We start from the raw sequence: 18,874 nt of genomic DNA on the forward strand, positions 1-18,874 counted from the left end.
GGTAGGTGGCGTCGAGCTTCCCTGCCAGCGGGATAGCGACCTCGGCGCCCTACTTTAGTCTCCCGAGGTCTCTATCTCGTCAGCCGCTACATTCACCCTTTCTGGCTCTCACTCTGTCTGATGCTTTCCCTCGACAGGCTTGAGCGGGCTGTAGTCCTTGCGCGTGGCCAGGAACTCGGGGCGAGGCTTGTTGCCGCAGTAGGGGTCGTGGAGGGTATTCTCGACACTGTTATAGACGAAGAACAGGTTACTTCTCGGCCAGCAGGACATATTGATATTGGAGCCGTGCAGCGTATTGCACTCGAACATCACCAATGAGCCAGAATCGCCTTTCGGCGCCTCTATATCGTTCTCCAGCATCAGTTTCTTCAGGCTGGCGGCATCAGGAACACCGATGTCCTGGCTCTTCAATGACTCCTTGTAGTTGTCCTCCGGGGTGCGCCCGACACAAGGAACGAACTGCTTGTGGGACCCTGGTATCAGCATCAAGGGGCCGTTGAATTCACCGTTATCCGTCAGAATAATCGAGCAGCTCAGTGACCGCATCCGAGGCATGCCGTCTTCGCTATGCCAGGTCTCGAAGTCCGAGTGCCAGTCAAACCCCTTTCCCTTGAAGCCGGGCTTGTAGTTGATACGCGACTGATGGATGTAGACGTCACTACCGAGTATCTGCTGCACCATGGCCAATAGCCTCGGGTCCCGTGTCAGACGGCTGAAACGATCCGAGACCTGATGTATGCCGAAGATCGACCGGATCTCCTGTTTTCCGGGCTCCAGCACCGTCCCTTCGGACAATTTGAGGTCTTCGTCCTCTTCGTACTCCCGCAATTCCTGGATAAAGGCATCCATCTCTTCCTTGTCGAAGAAGTTCTCGAAAGAGAGAAAGCCTTTTCTATCAAACTCATCAAGCTCTTCTTCGCTCAGGGGGCCGTTCGCTCGCTGCTGTTCATCGCAATGAACGACCGGGTCGATGCGCTCGAACATGCCCAGCTTGCGCTCCAGGCGTGTCGGAAAAAGATCCTGTGTATCTCGCATGGTGGCTTGCTCCCTTGTCATGGCAGAATCGCTGAACGAAAGACGAAGACGCCATGCCTGCCCGAGTCACCAATAAACCGTCGCGGGCAAGACTCGATGGGCGCTTTATGTCAAAGCTGTTGCAATAGCGTCTAAACAACGTCAATTCGAAAGTCATCAAGGTAATCCTTTACGTCGCCATCAGACGCTGCCAGAGCAGGGCGCTGTTTCGTACTTCTTATTGAAAAGAGTTGTAACGCCTTGTGACTTCACTTCTTCACATTACTTCGAATCTCGACGGTCAGATTCAGCGGCGGCCAAGGTAGCACCGCTGTGCCCAGGCAAAAGCGCAAAAACCTCCAGCGAAAGGACACCTCCACGAAAGAACACAGGCCGACACACTCCCTGGCGAACGTCGCTCTTCCTTTCATATGATTTCGCCCACTCGCCTCTGGATACGTTTCGGTATTCAGGCAACTGGCGTTGAAGACGTAAATGGCAAGTGATTATGCTGGGACTGATCCGGGTCGAACCTGGCGGAGTCTGGCTTTTCGTCGTTGGGTCTGTTGAGCCTGCCAGGCAGCAAACTATTAACGCCGGTACGACAATCTTCTTTCCCTTCAAGGAGGTAACCATGCCAGCGAAGTCGAAAGCCCAGCAGATGGCGGCAGGAGCGGCCCTCGCTGCCAAGCGTGGTGAACAGAAGGTGAGCGAACTCGACGGTGCCGCCCGGTCGATGTACGACTCGATGAGCGAAGACGAACTGGAAAAGATGGCGTCGACCGAGCGTACCGGCAAGCCCAGGCACGATTCGCAGTCCTAGGCAGAGAACAGCGTCGGATCAAGGCTCCCGTCGATCCTTAAGCGTAGATTAAGGTTTTGCGCCCCATACTGCCTGCGAGACAGTTGGGTAGATCGACGGAGAAGACGCCATGCGGGCACTACTGGTGGAGGATGACCCTCTGTTGGGGGACGGTATCAAGGTCGCACTTGAACGAGAGGGCTATGCAGTCGATTGGTTCACCTGCGGCAAGCCGGCTCTCGAGGCGCTGACCCTGGAGGCGTTCTCGGTGGTGATCCTCGACCTTGGCCTGCCCGACTGCGATGGACTGGAGATCCTGAGACGCCTGCGCCAGCAAACTGCCCTGCCGGTTCTGATCCTGACCGCCCGTGACGCCGTGGAAGAACGTATCCAGGGCTTGGACGCCGGGGCAGACGACTATGTACTGAAGCCCTTCGACCTCCAGGAACTGCTGGCGCGCCTGCGCGTGGTGATTCGACGAGCGGCCGGTCGCGCCAGTTCCACCATCGACGTCGGCACGCTGTGCATCGATGAGGCTCGCCATTGTGTCGACTGGGAGGGACGCGGTATCGCCCTGAGTCGTCGCGAGTTCGCCCTGCTGATCGAGCTCGCCCGTCATCCCGGCCAGGTACTGTCGCGTCCCCGCCTGGAGAGCCTGCTCTACGGCTGGGGCGAAGAACTCGAGTCCAACGCGCTGGAAGTTCACGTTCATCATCTTCGCAAGAAGCTGCACAAGGAGATGATCACCACGGTGCGTGGCATCGGCTATCGCCTCAATACCGACTTCCTGGCCATCACCCCGTGATGTCGATCCATCGCTATCTTTTCCGCACCCTGGCCCTTTCCCTTGCCATGGTGGCGCTATTGTCGGTGGTGGCCGCCTGGCTGATCTCGCAAAACGAGCTGGAGGAGATCCTCGATGCCCAGCTCGCCTTCACCGGCAGGGGGCTGATGAGCATGCTCCCCGAGGCACCCGAGGCGGACGACTATCAACGTCTGGCCCGATGGATGGACCAGCGCAAGGCCAGCGCCCACCTGTACACCGACAGCGGCACGTCCGATGACCTGCCGGTGGCACCCGGCCAGACCTATCACCACGAAGAGCGCAAGATGGGCTTCGGACTGTGGACCGAGACCGGCCAGCCGGTGGTGATTGGCCCTGGATGGCAAGACGTCGATCGCCAGCCCCAGATGCCGCCACCTGGTGAGCAGGGTTTCGAGTGGCGATCGCTGGGAGAGTCTCGCTGGCGAGTCTTTGCCCTGCATGACCCGAGTCGTGGTCTGTGGCTACAGATCGGTATCGAGCGGGACTTCTTTCTCGACATCATCGAGCGCATTACGCTCAATCACCTCTGGCCCATGCTACTGCTGATGCCGCTGTGCCTGTTGCTGGTGCTGCGCCATATCCGGCGCGGCCTGCGCCCCATCGAGCGACTATCGCAGCAGGTGGAGCATCGCGACTCCGCCGACCTCAGCCGCATAGAACTGGACGTACCGACGGAACTGGCTGGCCTCAGAGGGTCGCTCAATGACTTTATCGGGCGACTCAAGGCGACCCTGGAAAAGGAGAGACGTTTCACCGCCGATGCCGCCCACGAGCTGCGCACTCCGCTGGCAGCCCTCAAGATCCACCTGGACAACGCCCTGGCGGGCGAAGGCGACGCCCTGCCCAAGGCTCGTCAGGGTGTCGAACGACTCCAGCGCGTGGTAGAGCAGCTTCTGGTACTCGCACGGGTCGATCGCCACACCGCCGCTGCACCGGAAAGCATAGACCTGCGCTCCCTGCTGCTGGACCTCGCGGCCGAGCTCTGGCCGCTGGCAGACGCCCGTGGCCAGCAACTCCGCCTGGAAGACATCGACCCGACCACGGTCAAGGGCAATGCCACGGAGCTCGGCATCATGATCCGCAATCTGCTGGACAACGCGCTGCGCTACACACCCGACGGTGGCACCATCGAAGCCATCCTCCAGGCAGAGCCCCAGGGTGTTCGCCTAAGCATCCTCGATAGCGGCCCCGGCATTCCCGATACGCACATGGAGCGTGTCGCCGAGCGCTTCCACCGCGCCAGCGACGCCACCATCACCGGTAGCGGTCTGGGCCTTTCCATCGTGCTTGCACTGGCTCATCAGCAAGAGGTCGAAGTCAGCCTGAACAACCGTGAGTCTGGAGGGTTGAACGCCACGCTCCGCTGGCGACGCTGAAATGCCACCCGGTCGTGCAGCACGCCGTCACGCATCGTCACCTCACCACCAATGGCGTGGGTAGCGACGATGCCGGGCCAGATTATTGATCAGGGTGGCGATCACCAACAACAGCAGGCACCCCGCCGCCACCGGTACCAGCGCATATCCCCATCCTAGTGCGTGCAACTCCGGTGAGCCGATGACCGCGATCAAGGCCGTTGCGCCGCCGGGAGGGTGCAGGGTGTGGGTCAACTGCATCACCAGAATCGAACTGGAGACCGCGACCGCGGCGGCCAGCCAGTTGTCCCCCAGCCATAGCCAGCAGAGGACACCGACCAGCGCTGACAGGACATTGCCGCCCAGTACGTTACGGGGCTGAGCCAGAGGGCTGTCCGGGGTGGAGTACAACAGCACAGAAGTCGCGCCAAAGGAGCCGATCATCAACAGTGCCTGAGTCGATAGCCATTCGTGGCTCAACCAGCCGACGCCAGCCATGCCGACAAAGGCGCCAACCCACGACCACAAGGCGTCCTTCCAGCAAAGCTGCGCACGCTCAGCGCTCCCGCCTTTCATCTTACCCAGATACGTTTTTACCACCCGCCACCCCGGTTGTGCTGCCGACTCGTTCAAAAGGGTCGAATACTCTTGCAAAGGTGGCATCTCGAGGGAAATAGCCTTTTGGCATGCATCTATAGCAAAAACCCTTGTTCCACCATGACGACAGCGTCAGGCAACTCCCCGCCATCCCCATCAGGCTGCGAAGTGGCCTCTGCCTCCTGTTGCGAGGAATCTTACGAACGACACGGTCGTCGAGTTTTAGCCGGTCTCGCAGTGGAACCTGCTTTGGTGCCACGCCAGGAAATCGTCAGCGCGCAGTACCTTCGCCAGGCGCTTGCTCGACGCTGACAACTTCGGCCATCTCATGCCGGGTGAGACCTAGTGCGGTCACCTCCGGACGAGTCCAACAGGGTCGACAACCTGATGCTGGAGATACAGATGTTGACCAAAATGTTTGCCCGAATCGGCAACCAAGGTCGACTCGACTAAAGACAACGGCACTTTATTAGCGCTGTCTCAGCGCCTGACAACGCCTGCCTACTGCGAATATTTCTCTGAGGCGGGCGCCGGCATTTACACTTTTTTCACCGCCAGGACAACAATATAGCAACCTGCATCACGCAAGCATTGACCGACAATTCTATACTCAAACGCGGATCCGTCACGTTCGCATGAAGACAATCCCGCCCGGCAGGAGCCTTTGCTCTACGCGCCAGGTCATGCTAATCAATGAAGAGGTTGTCTTAAGGCCTTACTACAAGGGACCCACCCCGACCCATGCCGCCCATCTTTATTACCTACCCGCAGGTCGCCCAGGCCATACAGGGAGCACACACGCCCTGGCTCGTCGTCCTGTCGTGTCTGGTAGCACTGGTATCGGTGTATTCGGCCATGGCCGTCGGCGAACGCGTTCACTCTGCGCGATGGCAACATCGACGCAGGGCCTGGTGGCTGGCCGGTGGCACCATGATGGGGCTCGGCATCTGGAGCATGCACTTCACCGGCATGCTCGCCTATCGTCTGCCCTTTCCCGCCCATCATGGTCTGTGGCTGACCCTGGCTTCATTGCTGCCGGCGGTGGTCGCCGGCCTGATCGCCGTGGCGGCGATGGCTCGCAGGGGACTGTCCACCACGCGCAAGATCATCGCGGGATGCCTGCTGGGGCTAGGTATCGCCACCATGCACTACACCGGCATGGCAGCCATGGAGGCGCCTGCCAGCATGCGCTTCGCTCCCATTCCCTTGCTGCTGTCACTGGTGATCTCGCTGCCCTTTGGTATCGCCAGCATCTACAGCTTCCATGCGTCCAGACATTTGCCCCGCGTGCAGGGCATTCGCCTGGGCAGCCTTCTGGCCGCGGTGTTTGCCGCCCTGGCCATCTGCAGCATGCACTATTCGGCCATGATGGCGGTGTACTTTCTGCCGGACCCAGGCTGGCAGGCGACAACACCAATGGCCCATCACGGCTCGCTACTGGCCACCGCCGTCGCCGTGCTGGCATTTCTTTTTGCGCTGACCACCCTGGTCACGGTGCTTGTCGACAGGCGGCTACAGGACAGCGCCATGCGCATGCAGGTCTCACGCCGCCAGTTGGTGGATGTCATCGAATCGATGCACGATGGCGTCGTACTGCTGGATCAGCGTGCCCGCATGATCATGTGCAACCACGCCTTCGAGACCCTGACCGGTGTGCCCCATACCGACCTCCAGGGCCACTCGATGCTCAAGCTCAACACCCTGCTGCGGCTCGATCAGCATCGCAGCCAAGTACTGCGCTCGCTGCGAGAAAATGGCGCCTGGATCGGCGATGTCGAGGTCCGACACCGCCAAGATCGCCGCTTCCCTGCGCGCCTGAGCATCAATCGTGTACGCGCCGATGAAGACGGTAGCGGGCATTTTGTCGCCACCCTCAGCGATACCTCCGCCCACCATGACGCCCAGCAGCATATCCGTTACCAGGCCTATCACGACGGTCTGACCACCTTGCCCAATCGCAGTTCGCTGCAGGAACGCATCCACGCCCTGCAACTGGCCAGCGACATCAGTGGCCGGCACATCATGTTGCTGCTGGTGGATATCGACAACTTCAAGGGCATCAATGATGCCCTCGGTCAGGCCACCGGAGATCGCCTGCTCAAGGCGCTGGCGGCCCGTCTAAGGCCCTGGGCCAGGCAAGCCAACGATCTGGCGCGGCTGAGCAGCAATGAATTTGCGCTGCTCTACGACGGTCTCTCGGTCTCCCCGGAGAATGCCATGGGGCAGGCCAGGGAAAAGGCGCGCAGCGTACTGGAATCCTTGAACGGCGACTATTCGCTGGCCGGCGAGCGCCACAGCTGCCGCGTCAGCGGCGGCTACCTCTTGTTTCGTGGCGGTGACCTCGGCGTCAGCGAACTGCTGAAACGCGCTGGCCTGGCCCTGCTCGAGAGCAAGAGCGAGGCCGCCCAGCGTCCTTGCGCCTTTGAAGCCAGCATGGTCGAGCGCCTGAATGCTCGACTCAGGCTCGAGCGACAGCTCAAGGACGCGGTGGTCGGCGAGCAATTGCGCCAGTACCTGCAGCCTCAGGTCGATCACCAGGGCACGATTACCGGCGCAGAGGTACTGCTGCGCTGGGAGCATCCGGAGCTGGGGCTGGTCTCGCCGAATGCCTTCATCAGCCTGGCCGAGGACACCGGCCAGATCATCGAACTGGGCAACTGGGTGCTGCGCAAGACCTGTGAGCTGCTGGCCGACTGGCAACACGACCCCCACAGAAGCGCCTGGACCCTGTCGGTCAACGTCAGCGCCCGGGAATTCCAGCGCGCCGACTTCGTCACCGGCGTGGAGAGGGCCCTGACGGATACCGGGGCGCCTGCAAGCCAGCTGACCCTGGAGCTCACCGAGTCCTTGATGTTGGGTGAGGCCTATCCGGTGATCGATACCCTGACCCACCTGCGCACCCTCGGGGTGCGCTTCGCCATCGATGACTTCGGTACCGGATATTCTTCTCTGGCCTACCTCAAGCGCCTCCCGCTGGACAGCCTGAAGATCGATGTGGCCTTCGTCCGCGATCTGACCGATGACCCCACTGCGGCTCCCATCGCCCAGACCATCATCGCCCTCGCCCAGACCCTGCAACTCGGCGTCATCGCCGAGGGCGTCGAAACCGTGGAGCAGCAAAAGCGGCTGCTGGAGCTGGGCTGTCGTTCATTCCAGGGTTATCTGTACTCGAAGCCCCTTCCCCTCCATCAATTCCTGGCCCTGTCGTCGCGCCGCCGACTGCCGGTGGATGGATCGGCGATACCACTGCTTCAGGGCTGAGGTTTTGCCCTGACATGGGCGTATGCAGGAAGGTCGCAACTCCGCTACCCCCCTTCCCGCGGAACGCCTCTGCGTGAGGTATCACCTTTGCTGAACTTGCATTACTGCCACCAATTGGCAAGATGGACACCCTGACCCGAGGCGACTCCATCCCCCATGAACGACCCCCTCAACCACGACGAACGCGCATCGCTGATTTCCCCGGAAAGCCACGTCGAGGGGTTTCGCAAGGCACGGGACGCCCGCCGCACCGAACTGATCGAAGACTACGTCGAGCTGATCTCGGATCTGATCACCGACGGCGGTGAAGCGCGCCAGACCGATATCGCCCGCCGCCTGGGCGTCGCCCAGCCCACCGTCGCCAAGATGCTAAAGCGTCTCGATGATGAGGGCCTGATCATCAAGCGCCCCTATCGCGGCATCTTCCTGACCGACAAGGGCAAGGCCCTGGCCGATGCCAGCCGCGAACGACACCAGATCGTCGAAGCCTTCCTGATCAAGCTGGGCATCAATCCCGAAACCGCGCGGGTCGACGCCGAAGGCATCGAGCACCATGTCAGCGCCGAGACCCTGGCCGCCTTCGAACGCTTTCTGAAAGGCTGACGCCATCGCCGGAGCCCATCCCATCCGGCTCCGTGCCCCGCTCTGCCAACACTATGCCAGCCCTCTGCCAGCCCCGGTCCACCTCCAGGCAACTGGGCCTGTTGGTGCGCTCCATCGCGCGAATAGCCTGACTCGATCACCTCGATTAGCGCTCTACGCTTGACGCGAGGGGCCTTAGGCGCCAAAACTTAGCCACGTCTATAAATGATAGCCAAATAGCACTTCGGTGCTGCTTGCGCGTCGTTCTTGCCCCGAGGAGCCCTGTTCATGCTTCGTTCAGCCCCGGCTTCGGCCCTGCTGACCCTGGCCTCGCTGGCCGCTCTGACCACCCCCCAGGTTCACGCCCAATCCGACGCTGCGAAGACGCAGGCGCCGCTGGATGTGGTCGTCACCGTCGGCATGCTCGGCGATCTGGTCGAGCAGGTGGGCGGCGACTGCGTCGCGGTCAACACCATGATGGGGCCGGGGATCGATCCCCACCTGTACCAGGCCAGCGCCCGCGACGTGCACGATCTCGATAAGGCCGAGCTGATCCTCTACAGCGGCTTTTCACTGGAGGGCCAGCTCGGCAAGGTGTTCGATCGATTTTCCCGGATCAAGCCCACCGCTGCGGTAAGTGAGCAGGCCGTCGGCGACGACCAACTTATCCACACCCAGGACGCCTATGGCGTCGACCCCCACCTGTGGATGGATGCAGGACTGTGGGCCCGGAACGTTCCGGTCATCGCTGAACTGCTGGCAGAGCAGCGTCCGCACTGTGCCGAGGCCATGCAGCAGCGCGCCGAGGCCTACCAGGCGTCACTGGCCGAACTCGATGACTGGATTCAGGCCAGCATCGACAGCGTCCCCGCCGAGCAGCGCATCCTGGTGACCGCCCACGACGCCTTCGGCTACTACGGACGCGCCTACGGCATCGAGGTGGCCGGCATCCAGGGGCTATCCACCGCCACCGAGACCGGCGTGGCCGATATTCGCCGCATGGCCGAGCTGGTGGTCGAGCGTGGCGTTCCCGCCATGTTCGTCGAGAGCACCATCAATCCGCGCACCGTCCAGGCGGTGATCGACGCTGCCGCCGATCAGGACCACCGGGTCGAGATCGGCGGTCAGCTCTATTCCGACGCCATGGGCGCCAAGGGCACCCTGGAGGGCACCTACATCGGCATGCTCAAGAGCAACACCGAGCATATCGTCAGCGCCCTGGGCGGCCAGCCCGCTCCCTTGCCTGAGGCCCTCGCGGCGCAGATCGCCTCCGCCAGCCAGGACGCCGACCAGTGAACACCACCGCCCCGCAGCGCTTGAACGCCACCGCGAGGTCGACAGGAGCCACACCATGAGCGAGCAGCTCCACGAACCCGACCTGGCCCTCCACGTGGAGGACCTGACGGTCAGCTACCATGGCAAGCCGGTGCTGTGGGACATCGATTTCGACGTACCGCCCGGTGTCATGGCCGCCATCGTCGGCCCCAACGGCGCCGGCAAGAGCACCTTGATCAAGAGCATCCTCGGCCTGGTGCCCAGCGTCGCCGGCCACGTCACCCTGCATGGACGCCCCTACCGCCAGGCGCGGCGGCGGGTCGGCTACGTGCCCCAGCGCTCCACGGTGGACTGGGACTTTCCCACCACCGCACAGGACGTGGTCGGCATGGGCCTCTACGGCCGGCTGGGCTGGCTCAGGCGGCCCGGCCGCCGCGAGCGACACGAGGCCATGCAGGCGCTGGAGATGGTCGGCATGGACGGCTTTGCCGATCGCCAGATCAGCCAGCTGTCCGGCGGCCAGCAGCAGCGGGTGTTCCTGGCCCGGGCGCTGGTCCAGAAGGCCGACGTCTACTTCCTCGATGAGCCCATGGCCGGTGTCGACGCCACCACCGAACGCGCCATCGTCGACATCCTGCGCAGGCTGCGGGACCAGGGCAAGACGGTGATCGTGGTCCACCACGACCTGCAGACGGTGCGCAGCTACTTCGACTGGATGCTGATGCTCAACGTGCGAGTGATCGCCCAGGGGCCGGTCAACGACGTCTATACCGCCGACAACCTGCGCCGCGCCTACGGCGGCCAGATCGCCCTGCTCGACGATGTCACCGGCGCCATTCCCGCCGAGCGCGAGCTCGCCGGCCAGCGTCCCGAGGCGCGCTCGCAGGACAGCCGTGAAGAGGTGCCGAGATGAGCCTGAACGCCCTGCTCGGCGACTACACCCTGCAAAACGTGGTGATGGGCGCGGCGATGCTGGGTCTGGTCAGCGGCGTACTCGGCTGTTTCGCAGTGTTGCGCAAGCAGAGCCTGCTCGGCGATACCCTGTCCCACGCGGCGCTACCCGGTGTCTGCCTGGGCTTCATCATCGCCGGGGGCCGCGAGATGGGCAGCATCCTTGCCGGCGCGCTGTTCACAGGCTCCTTGGCGGCGCTGGTGATGCTGCTGCTGACCCGCATGAGCCGGCTCAAGACCGACGCTGCCCTTGGCATCTCGCTCAGCGTGTTCTTCGCCATAGGGGTGGTGCTGTTGACCTATATCCAGGGCACCGGTAACGCATCCCAGGGGGGGCTCGACGCCTTCCTGTTCGGCCAGGCCGCCGCCACCCTGCGCAGCGACCTGTGGATCATGGCCGGCGTCAGCGGCGTGGCGCTGGTGCTGGTCGGCGGGCTGTGGAAGGAATTCAAGCTGGTGTCCTTCGACGCCGAATTCGCTGCCACCCAGGGCCTGCCGGTCACACTGCTCGAGGCCTTGATGACAGTGATGATCGCCCTGGCCGTGGTGGTCGGCCTGCAGATGGTCGGCGTGGTGCTAATGGCTGCCATGGTCATCGCCCCGGCGGTGGCGGCGCGTCAGTGGGCCAACAAACTGGAGACCATGGTCATGCTGTCGGCGCTGTTCGGTATCGTCGGTGGCGTCACCGGCGCCTTGATCAGTGCCCTCGGTCCGGGGCTCGCCACCGGGCCGCTGATCATCCTGAGCCTGTCCAGCGTGGTGCTGGTATCGCTGCTGTTTGCGCCTCACCGGGGCTTTGTCTGGGAAATCCTCAAGCTTCAGCGTGATCGGCGCCAGCTACGTCACCAGCGGGTGCTCACCACCCTCTACCAGCTCGCCAGCCACCACGCCGATCGCCAGTATCGCTCCGAGAAACGCATGGTGGACGCCTACCTGGGCACCGACAGCCGGCGCGCGCTGGAGCGCTTGACCGCCCGTGGCCTGATCACCCAGCAGACGCCACCGTCCCACGAACCCGGTGACCACAAGCGCTGGGTACTGACGCCGGAAGGCTGTCGCGAGGCCGAGCGCATTCTCGATGACCTGGGCCGGGGAGGCCGCGCATGATGGCATCGCTGTTCAACAATATTCCGCTGATGATCATGCTGGTCGGCGCCCTCGTCGGCATCGCCTCCAGCCTGGTCGGGACCTTTCTGGTACTGCGCGGCACCAGCATGCTGTCCGACGCCATCGGCCATTCCATCGTCTTCGGCATCGTGGTGGTGTGGTTGCTGACCCACCAGGCCAGCGGCCCGCTGCAGATCATCGGTGCGGCGCTCACCGGCATCTTCACGGTGTTTCTTACCGAGCTGCTGGTGTCGACCCAGAAGGTCAAGAAGGACGCCGCCATCGGTCTGGTGTTCCCGGTGCTGTTTTCCCTCGGGGTCCTGCTGATCAACCTCTACGCCAGCGACGTGCACATCGATGCCCACACCGTGCTGCTCGGCGAGATCGGCTTCGTGTGGCTCGACACCCTGCCTATCGGCGGTGTCGAGGTGCCCCGGGCGCTGGTCTCCATGGGCGCCATGACGGCGCTGAACCTGGCTTTCGTAGCGGCCTTCTACAAGGAGCTGAAGCTCGCCACCTTCGACAGCGCCCTGGCCAAGGCGCTGGGCTTCGCGCCGACCGCGCTGTTCTATGTGCTGCTGCTGTTGACCAGCGGCACCGCGGTGGCCGCCTTCGACGCTGTGGGGGCGGTGCTGTTCGTGGCCTTTGTCATCGTGCCGCCCTCGGCGGCCTACTTGCTCACCGACCGGCTGTGGAAGATCTTCGTCTACGCCTCGCTGATCGCCGCCGCCTCCAGCGTCTCGGGCTACTATCTGGCGGTGGCCTGGGACGTCTCCATCGGCGGCATGATGGCGGTGATGACCGGCGTCTTCCTCGCCCTGGCCTTCCTCCTCGGCCCGCGCTACGGCGTCTTCGCTCAATGGCTCGAACGTCGCCGCCAGCGCGAGCTGAACGAGAGCCGTACCCTGATGGTGCACCTCTATCACCACGAGGACGGCCCGGAGAAGGCGGTAGAAAACGTCACCATGGCGCTGCGTGATCACTTGATGTGGGACCCCGCCCGTGCCGAGCGGGTGGTGGAGCGCTCGCGCCAGCGCCATCTGGTCGTCCAGGAGGGCGAGCGTCTGCACCTGACCCAGGCCGGACGCAACCTGGCCCGGGAGATACTCGAGCCCGGCGCCAAGGCCGAGACCGGGGCCTGAGCCTGAGCACCGCGCGGACCCGGATACGCCTCTGGCAGCGACATAAGCCCAGCTAGCGCAACAAAAAGGGCGGCCAATGGCCGCCCTTTTGGTGTTCCAACTACCGGTAGCAAAATCGCTTGCTGGGCCTGGCGAGGGACCGGCCAGGCCAGACCATCTTCAGATCTTGATGTCGTAGTCCACGTACTTGTGCATCAGCTCGTCGTAGGTGCCGTCTTCCTTGATCTCGGCCAGGGCCTGGTTGAACTGCTCGGCGAGCTCCTTGTCGCGGGGACGGAAGGCCACCGCCACACCATGGCCGAAGTACGACTTGGGCTCACGGATCAACTCGGAGCTGACCACCACCTCGCTGTCGGCCTCGTCCACCTGCAGATTGGCCAGCGCCAGCGGGTAGTACATGAAGGCGCTGTCCAGGCGTCCGGTCTTGACGTCCAGCGCCAGGTCCTCGGCGGTGGCGTAGCGACGAACCTCCATGATGTCGCCATAGGTGTCGGTGATGAAGCGGTCGCGGATGGTGCCGCGCTGCACGCCCACCGTCAGGCCTTCGAGGCTGTCGCGATCATCGGGGTCGATCTGCTGATCACGCAGGGTCACCCACACGCTGGGGTTGGAGTAGTAGGGTTCGGAGAACAGCACCTGCTGTCTGCGCTCCTCGGTGATCGCCATCGATGACATGATGGCGTCGTACTTGCGCGCCATCAGCCCCGGGATGATGCCGTCCCAGCTCTGTTCGACCCACTCGCACTGACGCTGGATACGCCGGCACACCTCTTCCCCGAGTTCCACCTCGAAACCGGCAAGGGTGCCATCGGGAAGACGATACTCGAAGGGTTCAAACGGGATATCCACCCCCAGCTTGAGTGGCTCATCCGCCTGAACGGTGGTGGAAGCAAGGGCGGAGAGCCCGATCAGGGCGCCAAGCAGCAGGGGACGGGAAAACGATCGCATCCGTGAGATTCCTTTTTTGCGTTATGGTTATTGATCTATGCCTTTTGGGCCTGATGAGTCTGCCACTCTCCGCCTGCGCCGCCAAGCCACTTGCAGGACAATGACAGACACCGCCCCACCACGACCAAGGAATTCCGATGCTCAACGGCCGTGCCCTGGCCTATCTGTGTGAAGTGCAGCGCCGTGGCTCGCTGCGCGCCGCCGCCGTCCACCTCAATGTGGACGTTTCGGCCATCAGCCGACTGATCCGGCGCCAGGAAGAAGAGCTGGCGACGCCCCTGCTGACCCGCCACCCCGACGGCGTCTCGCTGACCGAAGCCGGGCGCCTGCTGGTCGACCACCATCGCGCCCAGTGCGACGCCGAAAGCGCCACCCTGTCACGGCTCAACGCCCTGCAGAGCCTGAACAGCGGGGAGGTTCGTCTGGCGGTGGGCGAAGGCTTCATCGCCGATCTGATCAACGCCCCGCTGCAGACCTTCATGACCGCCCACCCGGGCATCGACATCGTGGTGGTGATGGCCGGCGTCAACGAGGCCATGGCCCTGATCCGCGATCGCGAGGTGGACCTGGCGCTGCTGTATGCCCCACCGGTGGACCCGACGCTGCACTGCCATGTCGAGCGCCGCCACCCGCTGGACCTGATCGTACCCGCCGACCACCCGCTGACGCGGCGCCAGACGCCGCTGACCCTCTACGAGATCAGCGACTGGCCGCTGGCGCTGATGGACAACCCCTTCGGGATGCGCCAGATGGTCGACCAGGTGGCCCACCAGGAGCGCCTGCATCTGACCTCACGGCTGCACACCAATTCGGTGGCGGTGCTGAAGAACTTCGTGCGCTCCGGGATCGGTGTCACCTTCATGCCGGAACTGACCGTTGCCGACGATATCGAGCAGGGGCTGATCCGGGTGTTGCCGTTGGCCCATCCGGTGCTCAATGGTGCCCGCGCCCAGATCGTCAGCCGCCAGGATCGACCGCTCTCGGTGGCCGCCGAGGCGTGCCTGTCCCATCTCAGACGAGGCATGCGCTTCTTTCAGGATGACGCCCCTCGCGTCAAGGCAGCTTGCCGCTACTGAGGCGTTGCCTGAAGATCAACGCCACAGGGTTTGATTAGTCAACGCGACAACGCCTAGTCTCGATATCGACTTGCAACGATGCCGTTTTACAACAACACGACAACACCGGAGAGTCCCATGAGCCTGTTTCGCCCCCTTCCCCTGGTCGCCGCCCTGTCCACCGCCGCGGCGCTGAGCCTGTCGGCCGCTTCGGCGCTGGCCGCCACCACCGTCAACCTGAGCTACAACGGCGCCCCCGATCCGGACAAGAACGCCGTCCACGTCTTCGCCACCAACCTCAAGGAACTGGTGGAAGAAAAGACCGACGGTGAGCTCGAGCTCAAACTCTACCCCAACAGCATGCTGGGTGAAGAGCAGGAGCGCATGGAGCAGACCATGGCCTCGCCGAGCCTGAACATCGCCTCCTTCGCCGGCATGTCGCCCATCGTTCCCGAGGTATTCGTCAGCGCCATCCCCTTCCTGTTCAAGGATTTCGATGACGCCCGCACCTTCTTCGACGAAGGCGCCTACTGGCAGGCGGTGAAGGACGATCTCGAGGGCCGCGCCGGGCTTGAGCTGCTGGCGGTGGTCGAGGAAGGCGGCTTCCTGGCCTTCACCAACGACAAGACACCGATAGCCGAGCCGGCCGACTTCGAGGGCCTGCGCTTCCGCGCCATGGACCCGAGTCAGGTGGCCCTGTACGAAGCCTTTGGCGCCTCCGGCACCCCGATCCCCTGGACCGAGGTCTACATGGCGCTGAAGACCGGCGTCGCCGACGGCCAGATGAACCCGCCGATGTACATCATCCTGGGCAGCCTGTACGAGGTGCAGGACTACCTGACGCTGGCCAACATCCAGTACTCCGACCAGTTCCTGGTGGGCAACGCCAGCATGATCAACGGCTGGGATGAAGAGACCCAGGCTGCCTTCCGCGAGGCGGTGGCCGAGGCCAACCAGCTGGCCCGTGAGCACAACCAGGCCAAGGTCGACGAGCGCATCGCCTACCTCGAGGAGCAGGGCATGGAGGTCATCCGTCCCAGCGCCGAGCAGCTCGAGGCCTTCCGCCAGCAGGGCCAGCCGGCCTATCTGGAGTGGCTCAAGGACCAGAACATCGAGCAGCGCTACATCGACATGGCCCTGGATGACGCCGGCGGCGAATAACCGCTAGACCGTGCTCAGGCCCTTGCGGGCCTGAGCCAGACAGCCCAAGCAAGCGCCTGGTGGCCATGCTTTCAACCAGGCGCTGCCCAGAGAGCGGCTGCCTTGAGCCCCTCTACACTGGGACTTTTCACTAAAGCCCAGTCGCTGGAAAGCCTCAATCTCCGGATAATCCTCGATTGGATGCTGCCCGAGGGCGCTCCGCCGATCTTCACCCCTGCCGTGGAAGCCTTTTCCCATGTCCTGGTCACTTGCCCACTCTCCGCCGCTGATGGCCCTGCGGCGACTATCGCTATGGGTCGCCAGCGCTCTGCTGGTGATCGACCTGCTCGCCATGCTCTACGGCGTGCTCGCGCGCTACCTGGCCGGCGGCGCGCCGATCTGGACCGATGAGCTGGCCCGCTACCTGATCATCGGCGCGGTGATGCTGGCGCTTGGCAGCGTCTGGATCGAGGGCGGCCATATGCGTGTCGCCCTGATCGAGCGGCTGATTCCGCGCCTGGCCAGCAGGCTGCTGTCCTGGTACCAGTGGCTGTTGACCCTGGTGCTGGCCATCGGCGGTGCCTGGTTCAGCTTCCAGTACGCCCAGTCGGTGGCCATCTTCCAGAGCCAGGGGCTTGGCATCAGCCGCGCGGTACCGGTGATGTCCGTGCCTATCGGGTTCGCCCTGCTGGCGCTGATGGCGCTGTGCCACGGGCCCCACCCGCTGCCCACCCTGGACACTGAGGAGCCGCACTCATGACCCTCGCCATGCTGGCGGTGTTTATCGTCCACGTGCTGCTCGGCCTGCCGCTGTTCATCTCGCTGCTGGCCACCGCGGTGGTCGGCTTCGCCTTCGTCGACCTGTCGATGATCCCGCGCATGATGCCCCAGCAGTTCTTCGGCGGCATCGACGCCTTCTCGCTGATGGCCATCCCGCTGTTCATCCTCGCCGGCAACCTGATGAACGCCTCGAAACTGACCGACCGACTGATGGCCCTGGCGCGTCTGCTGGTGGGCCACCTGCGTGGCGGCATGGGCCACGTCAATGTGGTCTCCAGCGTGTTCTTCGCCGGCGTCAACGGCTCGGCGGTCGCCGACACCTCGGCGCTGGGCTCGCTGCTGGTACCGGCCATGCGCAAGGAAGGCTACTCCACCGCCTTTGCCGCCGGCCTCACCGCCGGCAGCTCGCTGATCGGGCCGATCATCCCGCCCAGCATCTTCATGATTCTGTACGCCTCGCTGACCAATACCTCGGTGGGTGACCTGTTTCTGGCAGGCGTCATCCCCGGGCTGCTGCTGGGCGCCGCCTTCATGGGCATGAACGCCGTCTACGCCAGGCGCAAGGGCCTGCCCAAGGGCGACGGCTGGCCCGGGGCACGCCAGCTGGGTATCGCCGCCCTGGGGGCGCTGCCTGCGCTGATGGCGCCCTTCCTGATCGTCGCCGGCATCGTCATGGGCCTGGTCACGCCGACCGAGTCGGGCGCGCTGACCGTCGCCTATGTGGCGCTCTACGGCGTGCTTGCCGGCAACCTGAGCCTGGCCGGGCTGTGGCGGGCCTGCGTGGACACCACCCGCCTGACGGCGGCGATCTTCGTGATCATGGCCGCTTCCAGCACGGTGAGCTGGCTGTTGTCCTACGCCCAGGTGCCGAATCAGTTCGTCGAACTGCTGACCCCCTACGTCGACAACCCGGTGGTCATCCTGTTGCTGCTGAGCCTGATCACCTTCATCACCGGGATGTTCATGGAGGAGGTCTCGGCACTGATGCTGCTGACGCCGATCTTTGCCCCGGTGGCGATGATGGCGGGTATCGATCCAGTCCATCTGGGCATCATCATCACCCTCAATATCACCATCGCGCTGATCACGCCGCCCATGGGTGCCTGCGTCTTTGTCGCTGCCGCCGTCAGCCGGCTCGAGATCACCGCGCTGTTTCGCACCATCTGGCCCTTCGTGGTCATCGCCCTGCTGGTCCTGGTGGCACTGATCCTGGTGCCGTCACTGACCCTGTGGCTCCCGACCACCCTGGGATGAGGCAACCATGACCCAAGATCGCTCTTCTCGTGATGCCTGCCGCGATCCGCGCCACACACCGATCCCCCTCGCGTCGGAACCGGCCTGGTCGCAGCTACGCCAGATTGCCATCCAGGGGCTCGACGAGCCGCTGGTGCCGATGAGCCTGGCACCGGCGCCGGTAAAGGTATTTCCGGCCTACGCCCGCCTCGGCATTCCCGGGGCGATCAACGAGTGCTATGTGCGCGAAGGCGTCTACCGCCGGGTGCTCGCCGCGGCCCGCTCGCTGCCCCAGGGCGTCGGTTTGATCGTGCTCGACGGCTGGCGCCCCTGGCGGGTCCAGCAGTACCTGTTCGAGACCTTGATGGAGGCGATTCGCGGCAATCACCCCGGCATCGCCGAAGATGAACTGCTCGAGCGCACCCGGGAGTTCGTCGCCGAGCCGAGCACCAGCCCGACCGGCCCCAGTCCGCACTTGAGCGGTGGCGCGGTCGACGTGACCCTGTGCGATGAAGACGGCCTACCGCTGCCTATGGGTACGCTGTTCGACGAGGCGATACCTGCCTCCCACACGGTCTTCTACGAAGCCAAGGAGGCCCCCAGCGCGACCGAACGCGAGGTCCGCGACAATCGCCGCCTGCTCTACCACACCATGGCCGCCCAGGGCTTCACCAACCTGCCCAGCGAATGGTGGCACTTCGACTTCGGCGACCAGCTATGGGCGCACTACGGCGGCCATCCCCAGGCGCTGTACGGCCCGGCGGAACTGGACACCATCGAGAATCGCTGGCGGCGCCAGCTTTAGG

The 18,874-nt window shown here is 63.7% G+C and carries 17 protein-coding genes; 14 read left to right on the forward strand and 3 right to left on the reverse strand.

Annotation, left to right across the window (positions count from 1 at the left end; genetic code table 11):
* Positions 1-108: 108 nt before the first annotated feature.
* Positions 109-984, reverse strand: a complete 876-nt coding sequence (gene thpD / locus KUV74_RS09160; RefSeq protein WP_261395247.1) for an ectoine hydroxylase — start codon at positions 982-984, stop codon at positions 109-111.
* Positions 985-1,648: 664 nt separating this feature from the next.
* Between thpD and KUV74_RS09165 the strand changes: the two genes are divergently transcribed.
* The 3 genes from KUV74_RS09165 (at position 1,649) to KUV74_RS09175 (ending at position 4,018) form a co-directional block, all read left to right on the forward strand.
* On the forward strand, positions 1,649-1,837 hold the full coding sequence (locus KUV74_RS09165) for a DUF3008 family protein (protein ID WP_108131823.1): 189 nt from the start codon (positions 1,649-1,651) through the stop codon (positions 1,835-1,837).
* 109 nt (positions 1,838-1,946) lie between these two features.
* Positions 1,947-2,621, forward strand: coding sequence for a response regulator transcription factor (locus tag KUV74_RS09170; RefSeq protein WP_213227374.1), 675 nt, complete (start codon positions 1,947-1,949; stop codon positions 2,619-2,621).
* Positions 2,621-4,018, forward strand: a complete 1,398-nt coding sequence (locus KUV74_RS09175) for an ATP-binding protein (protein WP_261395346.1) — start codon at positions 2,621-2,623, stop codon at positions 4,016-4,018. Before KUV74_RS09170 ends, KUV74_RS09175 begins: the two co-directional genes overlap by 1 nt.
* Positions 4,019-4,060: 42 nt before the next feature.
* Here KUV74_RS09175 and KUV74_RS09180 read toward each other — a convergent pair whose 3' ends face one another.
* On the reverse strand, positions 4,061-4,525 hold the full coding sequence (locus KUV74_RS09180) for an HPP family protein (protein WP_315900749.1): 465 nt from the start codon (positions 4,523-4,525) through the stop codon (positions 4,061-4,063).
* Positions 4,526-5,335: 810 nt separating this feature from the next.
* Here KUV74_RS09180 and KUV74_RS09185 point away from each other — a divergent pair.
* The 6 genes from KUV74_RS09185 to KUV74_RS09210 all read left to right on the forward strand — a co-directional run bounded on the left by KUV74_RS09185 (position 5,336) and on the right by KUV74_RS09210 (position 12,912).
* Complete coding sequence (locus KUV74_RS09185) at positions 5,336-7,855, forward strand: EAL domain-containing protein (protein WP_222516180.1); 2,520 nt, start codon at positions 5,336-5,338, stop codon at positions 7,853-7,855.
* A gap of 156 nt (positions 7,856-8,011) precedes the next feature.
* Positions 8,012-8,458 (forward strand): manganese-binding transcriptional regulator MntR, encoded by a 447-nt coding sequence (mntR, locus tag KUV74_RS09190; RefSeq protein WP_108131827.1) that lies wholly within the window; start codon positions 8,012-8,014, stop codon positions 8,456-8,458.
* 267 nt (positions 8,459-8,725) lie between these two features.
* On the forward strand, positions 8,726-9,733 hold the full coding sequence (locus KUV74_RS09195) for a metal ABC transporter solute-binding protein, Zn/Mn family (protein ID WP_222516181.1): 1,008 nt from the start codon (positions 8,726-8,728) through the stop codon (positions 9,731-9,733).
* A 55-nt stretch (positions 9,734-9,788) separates the two neighbouring features.
* A complete protein-coding gene (locus tag KUV74_RS09200; RefSeq protein WP_222516182.1) occupies positions 9,789-10,625 on the forward strand; it encodes a metal ABC transporter ATP-binding protein in 837 nt (278 codons plus the stop codon).
* Positions 10,622-11,770, forward strand: a complete 1,149-nt coding sequence (locus KUV74_RS09205; protein ID WP_045993171.1) for a metal ABC transporter permease — start codon at positions 10,622-10,624, stop codon at positions 11,768-11,770. The genes KUV74_RS09200 and KUV74_RS09205 overlap by 4 nt, the downstream gene beginning before the upstream one ends.
* Positions 11,767-12,912 carry a metal ABC transporter permease gene (locus KUV74_RS09210; protein ID WP_213227384.1) on the forward strand — a complete coding sequence of 382 codons (1,146 nt, stop codon included), beginning with the start codon at positions 11,767-11,769 and terminating at the stop codon, positions 12,910-12,912. Before KUV74_RS09205 ends, KUV74_RS09210 begins: the two co-directional genes overlap by 4 nt.
* Before the next feature lie 159 nt (positions 12,913-13,071).
* On the opposite strand, the gene KUV74_RS09215 is transcribed toward KUV74_RS09210, so the two are convergent.
* Positions 13,072-13,860 (reverse strand): transporter substrate-binding domain-containing protein, encoded by a 789-nt coding sequence (locus KUV74_RS09215; protein ID WP_045993169.1) that lies wholly within the window; start codon positions 13,858-13,860, stop codon positions 13,072-13,074.
* Between the two features lie 137 nt (positions 13,861-13,997).
* Here KUV74_RS09215 and KUV74_RS09220 point away from each other — a divergent pair, with 137 nt between their 5' ends.
* From KUV74_RS09220 to KUV74_RS09240, 5 genes are all read left to right on the forward strand, one after another.
* Positions 13,998-14,936, forward strand: coding sequence for a LysR family transcriptional regulator (locus KUV74_RS09220; RefSeq protein ID WP_045993168.1), 939 nt, complete (start codon positions 13,998-14,000; stop codon positions 14,934-14,936).
* Between the two features lie 117 nt (positions 14,937-15,053).
* Positions 15,054-16,076, forward strand: coding sequence for a TRAP transporter substrate-binding protein DctP (gene dctP / locus KUV74_RS09225; protein WP_222516183.1), 1,023 nt, complete (start codon positions 15,054-15,056; stop codon positions 16,074-16,076).
* Positions 16,077-16,311: 235 nt separating this feature from the next.
* Complete coding sequence (locus KUV74_RS09230; RefSeq protein ID WP_045993166.1) at positions 16,312-16,815, forward strand: TRAP transporter small permease; 504 nt, start codon at positions 16,312-16,314, stop codon at positions 16,813-16,815.
* The gene (locus KUV74_RS09235) at positions 16,812-18,089 is read left to right on the forward strand and encodes a TRAP transporter large permease (RefSeq protein ID WP_222516184.1); all 1,278 of its coding nucleotides are present in this window, start codon (positions 16,812-16,814) and stop codon (positions 18,087-18,089) included. The genes KUV74_RS09230 and KUV74_RS09235 overlap by 4 nt, the downstream gene beginning before the upstream one ends.
* 7 nt (positions 18,090-18,096) lie before the next feature.
* The gene (locus KUV74_RS09240; RefSeq protein WP_222516185.1) at positions 18,097-18,873 is read left to right on the forward strand and encodes a M15 family metallopeptidase; all 777 of its coding nucleotides are present in this window, start codon (positions 18,097-18,099) and stop codon (positions 18,871-18,873) included.
* The last annotated feature ends 1 nt before the right edge of the window (position 18,874 follow it).

The organism is Halomonas sp. DP1Y21-3 (genome assembly GCF_019801245.1).
GTDB classification, from domain to species: domain Bacteria; phylum Pseudomonadota; class Gammaproteobacteria; order Pseudomonadales; family Halomonadaceae; genus Halomonas; species Halomonas litopenaei.

What these genes read in the sequence shown, in the direction of transcription:
- thpD (WP_261395247.1), bottom strand. Translation starts at nt 984, where the DNA reads ATGTTCGAGCGCATCGACCCGGTCGTTCATTGCGATGAACAGCAGCGA.
- KUV74_RS09165 (WP_108131823.1), top strand. Translation starts at nt 1,649, where the DNA reads ATGCCAGCGAAGTCGAAAGCCCAGCAGATGGCGGCAGGAGCGGCCCTC.
- KUV74_RS09170 (WP_213227374.1), top strand. Translation starts at nt 1,947, where the DNA reads ATGCGGGCACTACTGGTGGAGGATGACCCTCTGTTGGGGGACGGTATC.
- KUV74_RS09175 (WP_261395346.1), top strand. Translation starts at nt 2,621, where the DNA reads ATGTCGATCCATCGCTATCTTTTCCGCACCCTGGCCCTTTCCCTTGCC.
- KUV74_RS09185 (WP_222516180.1), top strand. Translation starts at nt 5,336, where the DNA reads ATGCCGCCCATCTTTATTACCTACCCGCAGGTCGCCCAGGCCATACAG.
- mntR (WP_108131827.1), top strand. Translation starts at nt 8,012, where the DNA reads ATGAACGACCCCCTCAACCACGACGAACGCGCATCGCTGATTTCCCCG.
- KUV74_RS09195 (WP_222516181.1), top strand. Translation starts at nt 8,726, where the DNA reads ATGCTTCGTTCAGCCCCGGCTTCGGCCCTGCTGACCCTGGCCTCGCTG.
- KUV74_RS09200 (WP_222516182.1), top strand. Translation starts at nt 9,789, where the DNA reads ATGAGCGAGCAGCTCCACGAACCCGACCTGGCCCTCCACGTGGAGGAC.
- KUV74_RS09205 (WP_045993171.1), top strand. Translation starts at nt 10,622, where the DNA reads ATGAGCCTGAACGCCCTGCTCGGCGACTACACCCTGCAAAACGTGGTG.
- KUV74_RS09210 (WP_213227384.1), top strand. Translation starts at nt 11,767, where the DNA reads ATGATGGCATCGCTGTTCAACAATATTCCGCTGATGATCATGCTGGTC.
- KUV74_RS09215 (WP_045993169.1), bottom strand. Translation starts at nt 13,860, where the DNA reads ATGCGATCGTTTTCCCGTCCCCTGCTGCTTGGCGCCCTGATCGGGCTC.
- KUV74_RS09220 (WP_045993168.1), top strand. Translation starts at nt 13,998, where the DNA reads ATGCTCAACGGCCGTGCCCTGGCCTATCTGTGTGAAGTGCAGCGCCGT.
- dctP (WP_222516183.1), top strand. Translation starts at nt 15,054, where the DNA reads ATGAGCCTGTTTCGCCCCCTTCCCCTGGTCGCCGCCCTGTCCACCGCC.
- KUV74_RS09230 (WP_045993166.1), top strand. Translation starts at nt 16,312, where the DNA reads ATGTCCTGGTCACTTGCCCACTCTCCGCCGCTGATGGCCCTGCGGCGA.
- KUV74_RS09235 (WP_222516184.1), top strand. Translation starts at nt 16,812, where the DNA reads ATGACCCTCGCCATGCTGGCGGTGTTTATCGTCCACGTGCTGCTCGGC.
- KUV74_RS09240 (WP_222516185.1), top strand. Translation starts at nt 18,097, where the DNA reads ATGACCCAAGATCGCTCTTCTCGTGATGCCTGCCGCGATCCGCGCCAC.